The organism is Halobaculum sp. XH14, from assembly GCF_032116555.1.
In the GTDB taxonomy this organism is placed as follows: Archaea; Halobacteriota; Halobacteria; order Halobacteriales; family Haloferacaceae; genus Halorarum; species Halorarum halobium.
The window spans coordinates 1,375,441-1,392,008 of record NZ_CP134949.1; the positions used below are offsets into that span (position 1 = coordinate 1,375,441).

Genomic DNA, 16,568 nt, shown 5'->3' on the forward strand with positions numbered 1-16,568 from the left:
GACGAGGCCGGAACGGACGGTATGGTTCAGGAGACCGAGTTCGGGACGACCATCGTCGGCCTCGTCGCCGACGGCCGGGTCGTTCTCGCGTCTGACCGGCGTGCGAGCGCCGGCGGCATGGTGGCGAGCAAACGGGCGGACAAGGTGTTCCCCATCGGCGACCGCGCGGCGCTGGCGTTCACCGGCGCGGTCGGCGACGCACAGGGGCTGGTCCGGACGCTCGAAAGCGAGGTCAGGCTGTACGAGACGCGTCGGAACGCGGCGATGTCGGTCCCGGCGCTCGCGTCAGTGACCGCGAGCACGATGCGGGAGAACCCAGTTCGGGTCCAGCACGTCCTCGGCGGCGTCGACGCCGACGGCCCCCACCTCTACACGTTCGACGCCGCCGGCGGGGTGCTCGAACAACCGTACGCCGCGGACGGGTCGGGCGGCCCCACGGCCTACGGCGTGCTGGAGAACGAGTACCGGGAGGACGTCTCGGTCGAGGCGGCGCGCGCACTCGCCGGGCGAGCCGTGGCGGCCGCCTCCGAGCGCGACCTCGCGTCCGGTAACGGACTCGCCGTCGCAACCGTCGACGAGAAGTCGGTCGAACTCGACCGCTACGACGACCCCGCGGCCGTCGCGTCGTAGTCCTCGGCGTCGTCGGTCGAGGTCGGCCCCGGCTCAGCGCGAGTCCGGTCGGCGTCGGCCGCCCCGTCGTCGTCGATCGACACCTCCCCGTCAGTCGATCCTTCCTCCTCGATCGGCCCCTCCTTATCGATCGATTCCTCTTCGTCAGTCGACCCCTCGTCGACGGTCACCCGCTCCACGTCGACGACGGTCGGTCCATCCCCGACGAGCAGCCCGAGCGTTTCCCCGCCGAGCCGGATCCGCACCCTCACGGCCGGTGGATCCTCGGACAGCACCGTTTCGCTCCACTCGGAGCCCAGGTTCCAGATCGGCCGGTCGCGGATCGACCCGCCGTGTTCCCGGAAGAACGCGACGGCTTCGGGGTGGCTCGTGACCGCGAGCGACACCGGGGCGCGCACCCGGAAGTCACAGTCCGAACACCGGCCGGCGAGCACCGGTCGCCGCTCGTCCCCGGGAAGCGCCGGCGTCTCGACGAACGTGATCTCGGCCCCGGCGCGGCCCGCACAGTCCGGGCAGACGCCCTCCGCGAGCAGGCCGAACCTGTGCCGATGGTGCGCGTCGAACGCAGCCGCCGTCTCCGCCGCGTCGCGGTCGCGGGAGCCGCTCGGCGGGAACGGCAGCGAGAGGAGTTCCGTCCCGCACCCGGTGCAGGCGACGGCGACGAAGTTGTCCGCGACGCGGGCTTCCAGGCTCGGTTCACCACAGACCGGGCAGTCGCCCTCGATCGGCTCCGGGTCGCGGGTGACCTGCTCGGTGTAGGTGCCGGCCGCGAGCGCCCGGGCCGCCTGCCGGCCGGCGTACGTGAGCCGGTAGCGCTCCGTCTCCTCGTCCTTCCGGACGAACCGGTCCACGAGCTGCCGGAGGTGGTACGCGAAGCCGGCGCTCGTCTCCTCGTCGCTCGCCTCGAACAGCTCCGTGAACGTCGGCGGCTCGTCGGCGTCCGCGAGCGTCCGAAGCACGCGCAGGCGGGTGTCGTTGCCCAGCGCCGCAAAGGCGTCGTCCGCGTTCGCGTCCGGGGCCAGTTCCCCTCCGTCGCCCGGTCCGGCGTCCGCGCGTTCGGTCGACTCCGCGTCCGTCACGGCGCCAGCACCTCCATCGTGGTCCGGATCCCCTCCCGGTCGGCCTCGCGCGGGAAGCCGACCGTGAGCGCGTCGACGCCGTCGATCCCGGCGAACTCGGCCAGCCGCTCGCGCGCCTCGTCGGGGGTCCCCGCGACCGCGAGGTCCCCGAGCAGATCGTCGCCGAGCGCGCCCATCGCGGCGCGCCGGTCGCCGTCGTTCCAGTTATCGTACACGGCGTGGGCGGTGTCCTCGTACCCCTGCCGGGCGAGCGCGTCGCGGTAGAACGTTCCCATGCCGCCGATGTAGAAGCAGAGGTGCTGGCGAACTTGCTCGCGAGCGCGGTCGCCGTCCTCGTCGACGTAGCAGGTGAGCGACATCGTCACCCGCGCGTCCTCGGGGTCGCGGTCGCCGAGGTCCGCGCCGCGTCGGAAGTCGTCGAGCCGGTCCTGGAGCCCCTCGGGCGTGAGCATGAGCGCGTGCCAGCCGTCGGCAAAGCGCCCCGCCAGCTCAACGGACTTTGGCCCCATCCCGGCCGCGTCCACGGGCGGGGGGATCTCGGGCGGCCCCTGGCGGAGTCGGAACCCGCCGAGCCGGAACACGTCGCCGTCGTAGCGCACCTCCTCGCCCGAGACGACGCGCCTGAGGATCTCGACGTACTCGCGGGTCCGCTTCAGGGGCCGGTCGAACTCCACGCCGTGCCAGTTCCGAATCACCGCCGGCCCGGAGGGACCCAGACCCACGCGGAACCGTCCGTCGCTGGCCTCCTGGAGGGTTGCGGCGGTCTGGCCGACGAGCGTCGGCGAGCGGGAGTAGACGTTGAGGATGGAGGCTCCGAGCCCGACGTCGTCGGTTCGCTCCGCCGCGAGCGCGAGCGTCGTGACGCCGTCCCGACCCCACGTTTCCGGGAGCCAGACGCGGTCGTAGCCGTGGTCCTCGGCCGCCTCCGCGAGCGAGACGACGTCCTCGAGCGAGGGCTGGGCCGCGACCGGCAGCGAGACGTCCAGTTCGGTCATACCCCCGAGAAGTCGGGCGTCGCGTAAGAAACCTCCCCCTCCGGGACCGTGGCGACCGGAATCGGGAGGGTGGGTCGAGCGGCATCAGGAGCGGGGACCGACCGGCATGGGAGCGGGGACCGAAGGGAGAGAACGCGGACGGCGTGTCGATGTTCGTGATCGGACCGTCGCGCGGCCGGCGTGACAGAAGCGTTAGGGGCCGTGCGTTCGTGTGCCCCGACGATGCGACTGTTCTGGCACCGGCGCGACCTCCGGCTCGCCGACAACATCGGGCTCGCCGAGGCGGCGTCCGGCGACACCGTCGTCCCGGTCTTCGTCTTCGACGACGACGTGCTCGCGCACGCGAGCGACGCCCGCGTGCGCTTCATGCTCGACGCGCTCGCCGAGGTGCGCGAGCGCTACCGGGAGCGCGGCTCGGACCTCCTCGCGGTCCGTGGCGATCCGGCAGAGGCGCTTCCGGGACTGGCGGCGACCCACGAGGCCGACTCGGTGTACTGGAACGTGGACTATTCCGGGCTCGCCCGCGAGCGCGACTCGGCCGTGGGGCGCGCGCTCGACGAGGCTGGCCTCGGCCGCGAGACGTTCCACGACGCGGTCCACCACGAACCGGGCGAGATCACGACGAACGAGGGGGAGCCGTACTCGGTGTACACCTACTTCTGGCGGAAGTGGCGCGACCGCGGGAAGGACGCGGCCGTTCCCGCGCCCGGCGCGGACGCGCTCGCGGACGTGTCGGGCGACCCGCTCCCGGCGATCGACGACCTCGGGTTCTCGGAGCCCGATGCGGACGTGCGGACGGCCGGGACGGCCACGGCCCGCGAGCGGCTGGCGTCGTTTTGCGACGGGCCGATCTTCGAGTACGCGGAGTCGCGCGACTACCCGGCGCGGGAGGGGACCTCACGGCTCTCGACGGACCTCAAGTGGGGAACGATCGGCGTGCGCGAGGTGTCCGAGGCGACGGCGGACGCCGCCGAGGAGGCGGCCGAATCCGGCGACGACGCCGCGGTCGAGTCCGTCGAGGAGTTCCGATCACAGCTCGCCTGGCGGGAGTTTTACGAGCAGGTCCTCTGGGCGAACCCGAACGTCGTCTCCGCGAACTTCAGGTCCTACGAGCAGCCCATCGGGTGGCGGGAGGACGACGAGGACCTTCGGGCCTGGAAGGAGGGACGGACCGGCTACCCCATCGTCGACGCCGGCATGCGCCAGCTCCGGGAGGAAGCGTACATGCACAACCGGCTCAGGATGATCGTCGCCTCCTTTCTCACGAAGGACCTCCGCATCGACTGGCGGGAGGGGTACGCCCACTTCCGCGACCTGCTTGCGGACCACGACACCGCCAACGACACCGGCGGCTGGCAGTGGGCCGACTCGACCGGCACGGACGCCCAGCCGTACTTCCGCGTGTTCAACCCCGTCACGCAGGGCGAACGCTACGACCCCGACGCCGAGTACATCAGACGGTACGTGCCCGCGTTCGAGGGCGTGCCGGCCGAGGAGATCCACGGCTGGACCGACCTCACCGGCGAGCAGCGCGAGCGGACCGCCGACCACCCGCACCTCATCGTCGACCACTCGGAGGCGCGGGAGGCGGCCATCGAGATGTTCGAGCGCGCCCGCGGGGACGGCAAGGAGTCGGACTGAACCGACGTCGTCGTCGCCGCTTGCCCGCCGCGACACGACTTTCTCCCCTCCGTCCGAGTCGGGGGTATGGACGTCGACGTGCTGCTGTTCGAGGGGTTCGACGAACTGGACGCTGTCGGCCCGTTCGAGGTGTTCCGCACCGCCGCGGCCGAGGGTGCCGACTTCGACACGCGACTCGTCTCCATGGAGGGTCCGGGGACGGTGACCGCGAGCCACGGGATGCGCGTGGAGGCAGAGGCCGCGCTGGGGGACCCCGGTGAGGTCGACCTGCTCGTCGTCCCCGGCGGCGGGTGGAACGACCGGAGCGACGCCGGCGCGTGGGCCGAGTACGAGCGCGGCGCAATCCCGGACGCCGTCGCCGCCCATCACGGGGCCGGGGCGACGGTCGCCTCCGTCTGTACGGGCGGGATGCTGCTCTCGAAGGCGGGGGTCCTCGCCGGCAGGCCGGCGGTGACCCACGGGAGCGCGCTGGCCGACCTCCGGGAGACGGACGCGGAGGTACGCGAGGAGCGCGTCGTCGACGACGGCGACGTGCTCACCGCCGGCGGCGTCACCTCGGGCATCGACCTCGCGCTCCACCTCGTCGAGCGCGAGGCGAGCGCCGAGGTCGCCGACGCGGTGGCGACGGTCCTCGAGTACGAGCGCAGACACGAGACGTTCTCGCCGTAGCGGGGTGGAGCGCCCGGTCGGCGGAGGTCGCTACGAACGGGCGACCGGGATCACCGAGACGGCGGCCAGCACCGCGACCACGGCGAGCCCGTACCACCCGACCGCGTAGCCCGCGGTGTCCGCGAGGTAGCCGAACGCGGGCGGGGCCAGCAGGCCGCCGAGGTTGAGCGCCGTCTGGCCGCCGGCGGTCGCCGCGCCCACCTCCTCGTCCGGCACGAGCGCGGTGAGGCAGGCGTAGTAGACGCCGGGGAAGCCGAGGACGACGAGTCCCAGCGCGAGGAAGGCGACGGCCGCCGGGACGGGCGTGCCGGCGAGCGTGACCGCGAGGAACCCGACCGCCGTCAGTGCGGACTGACAGACCAGGACGAGCGCGCTCGCCCCGGCGTCGCCGGGGAGGCGGTCCGCCACCGCGCCGCCGCCGAGGCGGCCCAGGCTCCCGGTCACCTGCAGGCCGGCGAACGTGGCGCCGGCGAAGGCGGCCGTGGCTGCGACGGTCGAGTCGCGCATGTACACGACGACGTAGCCGGTCGTGGTGAACACCGCCGCGCCGAGGAAGAAGCCGGCGAGCAACAGCCCACGGTAACCCGGGCCGCCGAGCAGGCTCCGCACGTCCGGGACCGAGAGGGTGCCGCTCCCGGGTCGGCCCTCGTAGCCGCGTGCGAACGCGAGCGCGACGACCCCCGCGACGGCAGCGGCGACGAGAAAGCCCGTCCGCCAGTCGCCGTTCGTCCCGGCGGCGGTGACGAGTAGCGCCGACAGGCCCGAACCGGCGGTGACGCCGACCTGCTTGACGTTCATCGCGACGTTCCGCCGGCCCTCGGGGGCGACGACGAGCACCGCCCTGTTCGTCGCCGGCATCGCCGTGGCGTACGCCAGGCCGACGAAGACGAGCGCGGCCAGCAGCAGCGGGAACGTCGGCGCGAGGGCGACGGCGACCGAACCGACGCCGAGCAGCGTCAGGCCGACCAGCATCGCCGGGTATTCGCCGTAGGCGTCGACGGCCGCACCCGCGCCCCAGAGCGCGACGGTGTAGCCGAGCATCACGGCAGTCACTGCGACGCCCGTCAGGAACCCCGAGAGGCCGAACCCCTCGCTGATGAACCCCGTCGAGGCGAACACGGCATAAAAGCAGAGGCTCGCCGTCACCTGCCAGCCGCCGACGAGTCCGACGCCGCGCCACCCCTTCACGGCAGGGTGGACGGCCGGCAGGTACCTTCCCCCTTCGGTGACGGCGGGCCTCGCCGGTGGCTGGACAGGAGCGACGGCGTCCGTGGGGCCCGCGCGTGGCGTGCTAGCAATCCCTTTCTCAAAGTTTAACAGCTATCCGAATCATCTAGACGGCGAGGTGATTCCATGAGTGAGTACGAACTCGATCCGTTACCGTACGAGTACGACGCGCTGGAACCGCACATCAGCGAGCAGGTGCTGACGTGGCACCACGACACGCACCATCAGGGGTACGTCAACGGCTGGAACGCGGCGGAAGAAACCCTTGCAGAGAACCGTAAATCCGGAGAGTTCGGGTCGTCGCCGGGAGCGATCCGGAACGTGACGCACAACTCGTCGGGGCACATCCTGCACGACCTGTTCTGGCAGAACATGAGCCCGGAGGGCGGCGACGAGCCGTCGGGTGCGCTCGCCGACCGGATCGCCGAGGACTTCGGTTCCTACGAGGCGTGGAAGGGCGAGTTCGAGGCCGCCGCGGGCAACGCCTCGGGCTGGGCGCTGCTCGTCTACGACACGTTCTCGAACCAACTGCGCAACGTCGTGGTGGACAAGCACGATCAGGGCGCGATCTGGGGCGGTCACCCCATCCTCGCGCTCGACGTGTGGGAACACTCCTACTACTACGACTACGGCCCCGCCCGCGGCGACTTCGTCGACGCGTTCTTCGAAGTCGTCGACTGGGAGGAACCCGCAGCCCGCTACGACCAGGCCACCCAACTGTTCGAGTAACGTCCTCGAACGCGCGTCGAGCTCCGACTTTTCTTTCCGCAGTGGGGTCGAACGAGTCACGGTCGGTCCCGAGCCCGCAGCGTCCGGGACAGCGACGACGAGTTACTCGCCGGGACCGGCGAGGTCGAACCGATCCACCGCCCCCGTCAGGTCCGCGATGCGGGCTGCGAGCCCGTCGAAGTCGTAGTTTCCGTCCGGGTCGAAGCTGGCGAGCACGCCCACGTGGCCGTCGCCGACCCGCTCGAACGTCCGGAACTGGGTGAAGGCGTCGAACGCGCGGACGGTGTAATTGTAGCCAGTGTAGTGGAGTTCCTCGAACGTCCGGCGGGTGATGTAGCCGTAGCGTTCGTTGTCCAGATACTCCGCGACGTCGACGTCGGCCACGCGCCGCTCCACGTCGTCCCGCACGTACAGCGGTTCGTGGGTCTCCTGGTCGAACAGCCAGGCGTCACGGAGCGCCTCGCCGCCGAACTCCCGGAGTCTCCCCCGGAGTTCATCCTTCGGCTCGTCCATGCTACGGAACGCCAAACAATGTCGGTTGAAAACCGTTCCGGGTCGCAGTCGGCCCCGCCAGCGACCCGGGCGACGGGACCGATTCGACCGAGTAGACCGCATCCGTCGGTATTTACGGGCGGGAACGCGAACTGCCGGACGTGCCCATCCCGAAAACCGAGTTCCCGGCGCTGCACCCGTGTGACTTCTACACGCCGGAGGAGCTCCTCGACCCCGAGCGGATGTACACCGTCTACGAGATCGCCCGGCTGCTCCAGGGACTCGACCCGGACGCGACCATCGACGAAGGGACCGAGGAGATCCTCCTCGACTGGACCATCCCGTGGATCATGCGCAACGCGGCGGAGCTGGTCGTCGCGGAACCGCGCACCGACGACGAACCGGGCTACTACGGCCTGAAAGAGCCCGGCGACCTCGACCGCGAGTCGGACGAGGACGCCGACGGGCCCCCCGCCCGCGGGGAATGAGGCTGCTCGTCGCAGGGGGCGACCGCGTCGACGCGGGCAAGACGACGTTCGTGGTCGGGCTCGCAGCCCGCCTCGTCGGCGACGCCGAGGCCACCGCACCTCCGGCCGCCGGCGACGACGTCGCCGCGTTCAAACCCCGCGCCGGCAACGACGTCTGGTTCGACCACGACGACGTTCGGGCGGCGACGGCCGACGGTCGCCTCTACGGCAAGGACGTCCGCCGACTCACCGCCGTCGCCGGCGGCGTCCCCGAGGAGCACAATCCGGTCCACCGACTCTGGCGACCGACGCCCGGCCGGACCGGCATGCTCGGCGACCCGAACCGCACGTTCCTGCTGGACCGCGTCACGACGCCCGACGGCACGGCGTGGGTCCGGAACGCGAACGTGGACCGATCGGACCTCCCGGCAAGCGTCCGCCAGAAGCTGCCGGTGGCCGACGCGCGGGCGGTCGAGTCGGTCGCGGCGTTCAACGAGACGATGCGCGAGCTGCACCTCTCGGCGCTCGAACGGGTCGCCGACCGCATCGACGGAACGGACGCGGCGCTCGTGGAGTCGTACGCCGACATCGCCGACCCGCTCCCCGACGCCGACGTCGGGTACGACGCGGTCGCGGTCGTCGACCCCGGCCGGGCGCGAGTGTTCGACGGCCCGCGCTGGGAGGCCGCACGCCGGACGGCCGCCGGGAGCGACGCCGAGGGCCAACTGGAGGAGCGCGTCGAGCGCGTCGCCGGGCTGGTCGAACCGGTCTCCACCCACTCGCTCCCGGCGCTCACGGGCGAGGAACGCGCCGATCCCGCCCGGATCGCGGAGGCGAACGGCGAGGCGTACGAGTCGCTCCTCTCGCACGCGAGGGACTGAGCAGACTTCGACCGAAACGTCGCCTCGCGTCAACCCATCCTCGCCGACCGCACGGCGAGTTCGACGTGTTCGCCCGGCGCGTCGAGCACGCTCGGCCCGTGACCGACGTGCATCTCGCGGAGGTCCCCGTCGAGGCGCTCTCGCACCCGGTCGATGCTACGGATCAGCGCGTCGCGGTCGCCCTCGGCGAGGTCGGTCCGACCGAAGCCGCCGTTCTGAAAGATCAGGTCGCCCGCGAACAGCACCCCGGCCTCGGGCGCGTACAGGCAGAGGTGGTCGTCCTTGTGCCCGGGCGTGTGGAGCACCTCGTACTCGGCGGTTCCCATCGTCACGGTGCCGCCGTCGGGGAGTTCGTTGTCGACCTGGTCGAGCGACGCGTCGAACCCCCACGTCTCCACGTCGAACGCGTCGCGGACGGCCGCGAGGTTCCCGACGTGGTCGGGGTGCGTGTGGGTCAAGACGACGGCGTCGAGGTCCTCGACGTGCTCGCCGATGCGGGCGACGACGTCGAAGTTCGAGCCGGCGTCGACGAGGACGCGCCGGCCCGCGTCGTTGGCGTCGTTGGCGTCGTTTCGCGGCGGGGAGTCGGCGCCGGGTTCGCCGGCGACGAGGAACGCGTTGCTGGTGAACGCCTGCACGCCGGCAGCGAGGTTCTCGATCATGTGCTGGGAGTTGGCGGGGGTGGGACTTGCCGTTTCCCATCGATTCCGGCGTGTCCGCTCGATCGTTGGTTCGGTGGTCGCTTCGACCGCTTCGAAAGTCCCACCCGCTGTGACCGCCCCGCACCTCACCCTCCCTTACCTCGGAGCACGCTCCTCGGAACTCACCCTCGCTCCGCTCGCGTGAACAGCCTCCTGCGCTCCTCGTTCGCAGGCTCGCTGTCGTTCGAAATGCGCTTCGCGCCTTTCGTGATGACGAGACGCCAAGGCGTCTCGAACCACGGTACTCGTCCCTCGCGCGCGTCGCCGTCACGCGCGCCACCGCACTCGGCCGATTCGGTGCGGGGGGTCGGGTGCCGTCGCCCCACTCGGTCATGCTCGTGGGGGTCGCCCGCTCCGGAACAATTTAGCCGGGCGGGGTCCCCTCCTCGCACATGCAACAGTACCTCGACCTCGTCGAGCGCGTCCTCCGGACCGGGACGCACAAGCCCAACCGCACGGGCGTCGACACGGTCTCCTCGTTCGCCGAGCAGTACGAGGTGGACCTGTCCGCGGGGTTCCCGCTGCTGACGACGAAGGACCTCTCGGGGTTCCGCTGGAACTCGCTGATCCACGAGTTCTGCTGGTACCTCTCGGGCGAGGAACACATCCGCGAACTCCGCGAGGAGACGGGCATCTGGGACGCCTGGGCCGACGAGGAGGGCCACCTCGACACCGCCTACGGGCGCTTCTGGCGTCGCTACCCCATCCCGGAGGAGGGCCTGCCGGGCGAGACCTGGGCCGACGAGGGCCACCGCTGGGTGAACGAGGACGAGCGGACGTTCGACCAGATCCGGTACGTCCTCGACACGCTGCGCGAGAACCCCAACTCCCGCCGCATCGTCGTCGACGCCTGGCACCCCGCGAACGCGACCGTCTCGACGCTCCCGCCGTGTCACTACACGTTCGTCTTCAACGTGCAGGGCGACCGCCTCAACCTCCAGTTGACCCAGCGCTCGGGCGACATCGCGCTCGGCGTGCCGTTCAACGTCGCGGCCTATTCGATGCTCCTGATCGCCGTCGCCCAGCGCACCGGCTTCGAGCCCGGCACGTTCGCCCACACAGTCACCGACGCCCACGTCTACTGCGGGAGCGGCGACAGGGGGGCGTGGTACGGCGACCGCGGCGACGAACTCGCGGACCGACTGGCCGACGTGAGCGACCGGCGGGAGTACCGCGACGTCGCCGACTGGGTGGAGCGGCGGGCGCCGCCGGAGGCCGAGGGCGAGCGGGATCAGGACCACGTGCCGGGTCTGCTCCGCCAGCTCTCGCGAGAGCCCCGCGAGCGCCCACGGATCGAGATCGCCGACGTGCCCCTCGACGAGTTGACGGCCGAGGACGTCCGGCTCCGCGAGTACGACCCGGCCGACGGGATCCGGTTCGCGGTCGCCGAGTGAGCGATGGAGCTGGTCATCATCGCCGCGGTCGCCGACAACGGCGTCATCGGCGCCGACGGCGACATCCCGTGGCACCATCCCGAAGACCTCCGCCACTTCAAGGAGACGACGATTGGCTCGCCGGTCATCATGGGCAGGCGTACCTACGAGTCGATCGCGCGTGATCTGGGCGGCCCGCTCCCGGGTCGCACGAACGTCGTGCTCTCGCGCTCGAACCCCGATCTCCCCGACGACGTCTTGGTGGCCGAATCGCCCGACGAGGCCGTCGAGGCCGCCGAAGCGACCGGCGCGGACGTGGCGTACGTCGCCGGCGGCGGCGCGGTGTACGAGGCGTTCCTCGACCGCGCGGACCGGATGGTGCTCACCGAACTCGACGAGGCCCACGAGGGCGACACGACGTTCCCGGCGTGGGACGAGACGCGGTGGCGGGAGCGACGCCGCGACCGGGGTGACGGGGTCGCGTTCGTCCGGTACGAACGGGTTGAGGGATAGACGCCCGGGGCCGATCAGTCGCGGCGTCGCCGCTCCGCGTGCCGGTCCAGCGACTCCCGGGCGGTGAGCGTGTTCCTGAGGAGGTTCGAGACGCCCCGGCGGAGTCGCTCCGAGACGGCGTTCGTCGAGACGCCGAGGTCGGCGGCGAGTTCGGACGCGGTCGCCCGCCGCGGGATGTCGAAGTAGCCCCGCTCCAGGGCGGCAACGAGCGTCTCCCGTTGCACACCGGTCAGCGTGAACTCGGGGTGGCGCGGATCGGTCGGACTGTAGAGCCGCTCCAGCGAGAACGTCAGGTCGCCGTCGTCGAACCGCGACTTGAGCGCCGACAGCTCCGACCGGTCGTGAACCCGCAGTTTGATCCTCCACCCGTTCCGGTTCCCGGCGACCGCGACCAGCGTCCCCGACCGCTCGAAGACCTCAGTGACGAGTCGTTCGACCGCCTCCGCCCACCTGACCCGGTAGAGGACGACCGACTCGAACTCGTCGCTCACCGTCGCGGACCGGACCGTCGGGTCGTCGTCGACCTCCGCCCGGAACGCGTCGACGTCCCCGCCGCTCACCCAGAGACACGGCGTGACCCACTCCCGGCTGCGGGTGACGACCCGTTCGAACTCGGCGGTCGCGTCCGGCGCGGCGTTCAGTGTCCGGCCGAGCGCGAACTGCTCGGCCGGCACCGAGAAATCCGCGATGATGCTCATGGGAGACGTCTGACGCCGTGTTCCATAGTTCCACGGCACCGCCGCGCTGGCGCCTCCTGTACCGAGAACGGGGTTTCCGGCCGGGGTCGAGACTGGGGTGTCGAAACTCGAGTGTCGAGACTGTGATTCCCCGTGGGTTCGCTGCCGGGTCGAGAGCGCGCGCGTGGACCGTCGTGCGAAACCGATTTCCCCCCGGCCGCCGCCGGTCGCGGTATGGAGCGTCCGCTCGGCTCGCTCGCCTGCTGTCTCCTGCTGGTCCTGGCCGGGTGCGCGTCGGTCCCGGCACCCGAGGGGCTGCCGGACCAGCCGGGCGCTGGAACCGCCGACGCCGACCCGTCGCCCTCGTCGCTCCCGCCGGTGACGCCGGGGTCGACCACCCCGCCTCCCGACGGCACGACGGTGACGGTCGTCGAAGTCGTCGACGGCGACACGGTCCGGATCCGATACGGGAACGGGACGCGCGACACGGCGCGCCTGCTCGGGGTCGACACCCCGGAGGTGTACGGCGAGAACACGCCCGGCGAGTTCGAGGGGGTCCCCGACACGGCGGCCGGCCGGTCCTGTCTCGGCGAGTACGGGGACCGCGCGAGCGCGTTCGCCGACCGTCGGCTCGCGGGCGAGGAGGTGACCGTCAGCTTCGACGCGAACGAGCCGAGACGCGGCTACTACGACCGCCTGCTCGTCTACGTCCACCACGACGGCCACGAGTTCAACCGCCTGCTCGTCCACCGCGGACTCGGCCGCGTCTACGACTCCTCCTTCGAGAAGCGGGACGCCTACTACGCCACGGAAGCCGACGCGATGGACGCCGGGCGCGGGCTCTGGACGTGCCGCGACGGCGAGGCCGGAACGCGCACGTCGACCGTCACCGCGCCGGCGCCCGCGACCGGGACGCCCACGTCGGAAACCGGGGTCGTCATCTCGAAACTCCACGCCGACGCCGAGGGGCCGGACGGCGAGAACCTGACCGACGAGTACGTCGTCGTGACGAACCGGGGTGAGGACCCGGTCGAACTCGCCGGCTGGACCCTCGCCGAGGCCGCGGGCCGGACCTACACGTTCCCGGGATCGACGACGCTCGCGGCGGGCGAGTCGGTCACCGTCCACGTCGGCGAGGGGACCGACGGCGACGGCCACCTGTACTGGGGACGGACGAGCCCGATCCTGAACAACGACGGCGAGACGGTCACGCTCCGTGACGCCAGCGGGGCGGTGGTCGCGGAACGGTCGGGGTGAGCGGTCCAACGTTGGCCGTTCAACGTGAACGGTCCAGCGTGAACGGTCGGCGTGAGCGGTCGGGCGAGCGTTCACGTGACGTGTGATACCACCGGCCACAGCCTATTTCTCGCTGGACTGGGACCGACCCACGTATGTCCAGCAAGGCGACCTTCGAGCTGTACGAGGACAGCGCCGGCCAGTGGCGCTGGCGACTCGTTCACGACAACGGTCGGATCATCGCGGACTCGGGTGAGGGGTACGCGAGCAAGCAGAAGGCGACGGAGGGGCTCGAAAGCGTCAGGGAGAACGCGACCGGGGCCGACGTCGTCACGGTCGAAGGCTGAGCCGTCGCTACAATTCCTTTTAGGGAGGGTTTTTCCGACAGCGCCACATAGCCGGTGGCGATGAGAGATTCCGTGAGGGCCGGCAGCGCCGGAGGCGAACGATGAAGGGCAACGACCAGCAGGCGTACGACCGCGGGACGTCCCTGTTCTCGCCCGACGGCCGGATCTATCAGGTGGAGTACGCACGCGAGGCGGTCTCGCGGGGCGCACCATCCGTGGGCGTTCGGACGGCCGACGGCGTCGTCCTCGCGGCCCAGGCGCGGGCCTCCTCGACGCTGATGGAGTCCGAGTCCATCGAGAAGCTCCACAAGCTCGACGACCACGTCGGCACCGCGAGCGCGGGCCACGTCGCCGACGCCCGTCAGCTCATCGACTACGCTCGGCGGATGGCACAGGGCAACCGCCTCCGCTACGGCGAATCGGTGGGCGTCGAGACGCTGACCAAGCACGTCACCGACCACATCCAGGAGAACACCCAGCGGGGCGGCACGCGCCCGTACGGCGCGGCGCTGCTCGTCGGCGGCGTCGAGAACGGGCGCGCACGCCTGTTCGGCGCGGACCCGTCGGGGACGCCCCACGAGTGGAAGGCGACCGCCATCGGCGGCTCGCGCAGCGAGATCCAGGAGGTGCTCGAGGAGGGCTGGACCGACCAGCTCTCGCTCGATGGCGGCATCGACCTCGCGCTCCGCGCGCTGCTCACGGCCGATGACGAACTCGAAGCCGGCGACCTGAGCATCGCCACCATCACCGCGGCGGACGGCTATCGGGCGCTCTCGACCGACGACATCGAGGACCTGGTCGGCGGGATCGACGTCGAATCCGCCGACGACGAGGAAGAGTAGCGCCGCGCTCGCCGCACGGTTCCCGAACTCGTTTTCGGAGTCAGATTCCGCCGGGAGCGACGTCCACGGGCGACGACGCCCGCGGGACCATCGCCGGAATCGGACGACTTTAGCGACCCGCGGTCGTTTCCGGACGCATGTCCCTCGCGACGCTCGACCGACTCCGCGTGTTCCCGATCAAGTCGCTCGACGGGGTCGACGTGGACGCCACACGACTCGGCGACGCCGGTGGTCTCGCCGGCGACCGGGAGTTCGCCATCGTCGACGGCGAGTACGTCAACGGGAAACGGGAGCGGGCCATCCACCGCGTCTCGGCCGCCTACGACCTCGACGCTCGCACGGTCTCGCTCGCCGCGCCCGGAACGGACGACGGCGCGTTCCACCTGGACGGGGACCGCGAGGGGATCGAACGCTGGCTCGGCGAGTTCCTCGGCTACGACGTCTCGCTCGTCGCGGAGCGGCCGGGCGGCTACCCGGACGACACCGAGGCGGCGGGGCCGACCGTGATCTCGACCGCCACGCTTCGGGCGGTCGCGTCCTGGTTCGACGGCATCGACGCGGACGGCATGCGGCGTCGGCTCAGGGCGAACGTCGAACTCGGGGCCGACGACCCGTTCGTCGAGGACCGGCTGTTCGGCTCGCGGGGCGAACACGTGGCCTTCACCGTCGGCGGGACGCGACTGGAGGGCGTCAACCCCTGTCAGCGATGCGTCGTCCCGTCGCGGGACCCCGACACCGGCGAGGAGCGTCCCGGGTTCAGGAAGCGGTTCGTCGAGCGACGGCGCGAGACGCTCCCGGAGTGGAGCGACGGCGACCGGTTCGACCACCCGTTCCGGGTGATGGTGAACACGACGGTCCCGGAGTCCGCCCGGGGTGAACCTCTCCGCGTCGGCGACGAGGTGGCGGTGCAGGGGACGGTCGCCATCGAGGCGTAACCCGCGTTCAGACCGCGTCCCGCTCGGACTCGATGAGGTCGACGTACGCCCCGGTGACCCGCTCCAAAATCAGCTCGCCGGCCTCCGCGGTCGCCTCCCGCGGGTCGCCGAGGACGCCGGTTTCCGTGATCGATTCGAACCCCTCGCTGAGCAGCCGGGCGGTGCTCACCTCCCCCTCGTGTCCGGGTTCCAGGCGATCCGTCCGGACGAGCCCCTCCTCGACGGCCATGACGATCGCCGTCTCGGCCGCGCCCGCGTGGATCACGGGCTCCTCGTCGAGCCCCGCCTCGCGCAGCCCCTCGTTCTGTAGCGACATGAGTTCGTGGAGGTCGGCGACCGCGATCACGTTCGCGTCGACCTCGCGGGCGAGTTCGGGCGCGACGGTGTTGACCGGCGCGAAGTTGCCGCCGTGGCTCGGAACGAGCGCGACGTGCTCGAAGCCGTGTTCGTCCAGCGACCGGCAGTACGCGCGGATGGTGTCCATCAGCGTCTCGGCGGGGACCGTGATCGTGCCGGGGAACTCCATGTGGTGGCCCGAGCAGCCGGGTCTGATGGTCGGTGCCGCGAGCGCGTCGCCCAGTTCCGCCGCGATGCGTCTCGCGAGTTCGTCGCCGGCGAGCGTGTCCATCACGAGCGGCAGGTGCGGCCCGTGCTGTTCGACGGAGCCGACGGCGACGACCGCGGTCCGGCTGCCGTCCTCGAGCGCCGACTCGACTTCCGTCCAGCTCAGCTCCTCGAGCAGGACCGACGTGCGAGAAGACATCAGGTTGTAGCTACGGACCGGGCCGAACGAGTCTGCGGGTTGCGGACACTATCGCCGGGATCTCGCCGGTGGAACGGCGTTCGAGGAGGAATCTTCAGCTGCCGTCCGCCCGCTCCTCGTACTCCTCGGGCGTGTACGTCTTGATCTCCAGGGCGTGGACGTCCCGCGTCATCGCGTCGCCGACCGCGTCGTAGACGAGCTGGTGCTGCTGGACGAGCGACTCCCCCGCGAAGGCGGGCGAGACGACGACCGCGGCGAAGTGCTGGTCCTCGTGGTCGGGATCCGGCGCGCGCGGCGTCGTCACCGTCGCCTCCGCGTCCTCGATGCCGGCCTCGATCGCCGCTTCGACGTCGTCGGCGTCCATGGTCATA

The 16,568-nt window shown here is 71.2% G+C and carries 19 protein-coding genes and 1 pseudogene; 12 read left to right on the top strand and 8 right to left on the bottom strand.

Annotated elements, in window-relative coordinates; all coding sequences use genetic code 11:
- The first annotated feature begins 21 nt into the window (after positions 1 to 21).
- A complete protein-coding gene (locus RJT50_RS06955) occupies positions 22 to 630 on the top strand; it encodes an Ntn hydrolase family protein (RefSeq protein WP_313695334.1) in 609 nt (202 codons plus the stop codon).
- On the opposite strand, the gene RJT50_RS06960 is transcribed toward RJT50_RS06955, so the two are convergent.
- Together RJT50_RS06960 and RJT50_RS06965 are read right to left on the bottom strand one after the other, a co-directional pair.
- The gene (locus RJT50_RS06960) at positions 600 to 1,709 is read right to left on the bottom strand and encodes a DUF7351 domain-containing protein (RefSeq protein WP_313695337.1); all 1,110 of its coding nucleotides are present in this window, start codon (positions 1,707 to 1,709) and stop codon (positions 600 to 602) included. The two genes, RJT50_RS06955 and RJT50_RS06960, sit on opposite strands and share 31 nt — an antisense overlap.
- Entirely contained in the window at positions 1,706 to 2,704 is a 999-nt protein-coding gene (locus RJT50_RS06965) for a TIGR04024 family LLM class F420-dependent oxidoreductase (protein WP_313695339.1), read from the bottom strand. Before RJT50_RS06965 ends, RJT50_RS06960 begins: the two co-directional genes overlap by 4 nt.
- A gap of 222 nt (positions 2,705 to 2,926) precedes the next feature.
- Here RJT50_RS06965 and RJT50_RS06970 point away from each other — a divergent pair, with 222 nt between their 5' ends.
- Together RJT50_RS06970 and RJT50_RS06975 are read left to right on the top strand one after the other, a co-directional pair.
- Positions 2,927 to 4,345 (top strand): cryptochrome/photolyase family protein, encoded by a 1,419-nt coding sequence (locus RJT50_RS06970; RefSeq protein WP_313695342.1) that lies wholly within the window; start codon positions 2,927 to 2,929, stop codon positions 4,343 to 4,345.
- A gap of 66 nt (positions 4,346 to 4,411) precedes the next feature.
- Complete coding sequence (locus tag RJT50_RS06975; protein WP_313695343.1) at positions 4,412 to 5,014, top strand: DJ-1/PfpI family protein; 603 nt, start codon at positions 4,412 to 4,414, stop codon at positions 5,012 to 5,014.
- Positions 5,015 to 5,044: 30 nt separating this feature from the next.
- Here the strand turns inward: RJT50_RS06975 and RJT50_RS06980 are convergent, their stop codons facing one another.
- Positions 5,045 to 6,202 (bottom strand): MFS transporter, encoded by a 1,158-nt coding sequence (locus RJT50_RS06980; RefSeq protein WP_313695345.1) that lies wholly within the window; start codon positions 6,200 to 6,202, stop codon positions 5,045 to 5,047.
- Between the two features lie 165 nt (positions 6,203 to 6,367).
- Here RJT50_RS06980 and sod point away from each other — a divergent pair, with 165 nt between their 5' ends.
- Positions 6,368 to 6,970: a superoxide dismutase gene (sod, locus tag RJT50_RS06985; protein WP_313695347.1), complete on the top strand. Its 603-nt coding sequence runs from the start codon at positions 6,368 to 6,370 to the stop codon at positions 6,968 to 6,970.
- A 102-nt stretch (positions 6,971 to 7,072) separates the two neighbouring features.
- Here sod and RJT50_RS06990 read toward each other — a convergent pair whose 3' ends face one another.
- Positions 7,073 to 7,483: a DUF7522 family protein gene (locus RJT50_RS06990; RefSeq protein WP_313695349.1), complete on the bottom strand. Its 411-nt coding sequence runs from the start codon at positions 7,481 to 7,483 to the stop codon at positions 7,073 to 7,075.
- Positions 7,484 to 7,623: 140 nt separating this feature from the next.
- Here RJT50_RS06990 and RJT50_RS06995 point away from each other — a divergent pair, with 140 nt between their 5' ends.
- Together RJT50_RS06995 and RJT50_RS07000 are read left to right on the top strand one after the other, a co-directional pair.
- Positions 7,624 to 7,950: a DUF5827 family protein gene (locus RJT50_RS06995; protein WP_313695352.1), complete on the top strand. Its 327-nt coding sequence runs from the start codon at positions 7,624 to 7,626 to the stop codon at positions 7,948 to 7,950.
- Positions 7,947 to 8,810: an ATPase gene (locus tag RJT50_RS07000; protein ID WP_313695355.1), complete on the top strand. Its 864-nt coding sequence runs from the start codon at positions 7,947 to 7,949 to the stop codon at positions 8,808 to 8,810. The genes RJT50_RS06995 and RJT50_RS07000 overlap by 4 nt, the downstream gene beginning before the upstream one ends.
- A gap of 29 nt (positions 8,811 to 8,839) precedes the next feature.
- On the opposite strand, the gene RJT50_RS07005 is transcribed toward RJT50_RS07000, so the two are convergent.
- Entirely contained in the window at positions 8,840 to 9,472 is a 633-nt protein-coding gene (locus RJT50_RS07005) for an MBL fold metallo-hydrolase (protein ID WP_313695358.1), read from the bottom strand.
- Between the two features lie 431 nt (positions 9,473 to 9,903).
- Here RJT50_RS07005 and thyA point away from each other — a divergent pair, with 431 nt between their 5' ends.
- Together thyA and RJT50_RS07015 are read left to right on the top strand one after the other, a co-directional pair.
- On the top strand, positions 9,904 to 10,905 hold the full coding sequence (thyA, locus tag RJT50_RS07010) for a thymidylate synthase (RefSeq protein ID WP_313695361.1): 1,002 nt from the start codon (positions 9,904 to 9,906) through the stop codon (positions 10,903 to 10,905).
- A gap of 3 nt (positions 10,906 to 10,908) precedes the next feature.
- Positions 10,909 to 11,397: a dihydrofolate reductase gene (locus RJT50_RS07015; protein WP_313695363.1), complete on the top strand. Its 489-nt coding sequence runs from the start codon at positions 10,909 to 10,911 to the stop codon at positions 11,395 to 11,397.
- A 14-nt stretch (positions 11,398 to 11,411) separates the two neighbouring features.
- Here RJT50_RS07015 and RJT50_RS07020 read toward each other — a convergent pair whose 3' ends face one another.
- Positions 11,412 to 12,095 (bottom strand): helix-turn-helix domain-containing protein, encoded by a 684-nt coding sequence (locus RJT50_RS07020; RefSeq protein ID WP_313695366.1) that lies wholly within the window; start codon positions 12,093 to 12,095, stop codon positions 11,412 to 11,414.
- 213 nt (positions 12,096 to 12,308) lie between these two features.
- On the opposite strand from RJT50_RS07020, the gene RJT50_RS07025 reads away from it, so the two are divergent.
- The 4 genes and pseudogenes from RJT50_RS07025 to RJT50_RS07040 all read left to right on the top strand — a co-directional run bounded on the left by RJT50_RS07025 (position 12,309) and on the right by RJT50_RS07040 (position 15,434).
- Positions 12,309 to 13,331 (top strand): lamin tail domain-containing protein, encoded by a 1,023-nt coding sequence (locus tag RJT50_RS07025; protein ID WP_313695368.1) that lies wholly within the window; start codon positions 12,309 to 12,311, stop codon positions 13,329 to 13,331.
- Positions 13,332 to 13,468: 137 nt separating this feature from the next.
- A pseudogene (locus RJT50_RS07030) lies at positions 13,469 to 13,657 on the top strand (HVO_2922 family protein); the annotation flags it as partial.
- 101 nt (positions 13,658 to 13,758) lie between these two features.
- Entirely contained in the window at positions 13,759 to 14,499 is a 741-nt protein-coding gene (gene psmA / locus RJT50_RS07035; RefSeq protein WP_313695371.1) for an archaeal proteasome endopeptidase complex subunit alpha, read from the top strand.
- 137 nt (positions 14,500 to 14,636) lie between these two features.
- Positions 14,637 to 15,434: an MOSC domain-containing protein gene (locus RJT50_RS07040; RefSeq protein ID WP_313695373.1), complete on the top strand. Its 798-nt coding sequence runs from the start codon at positions 14,637 to 14,639 to the stop codon at positions 15,432 to 15,434.
- Positions 15,435 to 15,441: 7 nt separating this feature from the next.
- Here RJT50_RS07040 and RJT50_RS07045 read toward each other — a convergent pair whose 3' ends face one another.
- A complete protein-coding gene (locus tag RJT50_RS07045) occupies positions 15,442 to 16,197 on the bottom strand; it encodes a creatininase family protein (RefSeq protein WP_313695375.1) in 756 nt (251 codons plus the stop codon).
- A 94-nt stretch (positions 16,198 to 16,291) separates the two neighbouring features.
- Positions 16,292 to 16,561, bottom strand: a complete 270-nt coding sequence (locus RJT50_RS07050) for a BolA family protein (protein WP_313695942.1) — start codon at positions 16,559 to 16,561, stop codon at positions 16,292 to 16,294.
- Positions 16,562 to 16,568: the final 7 nt, after the last annotated feature.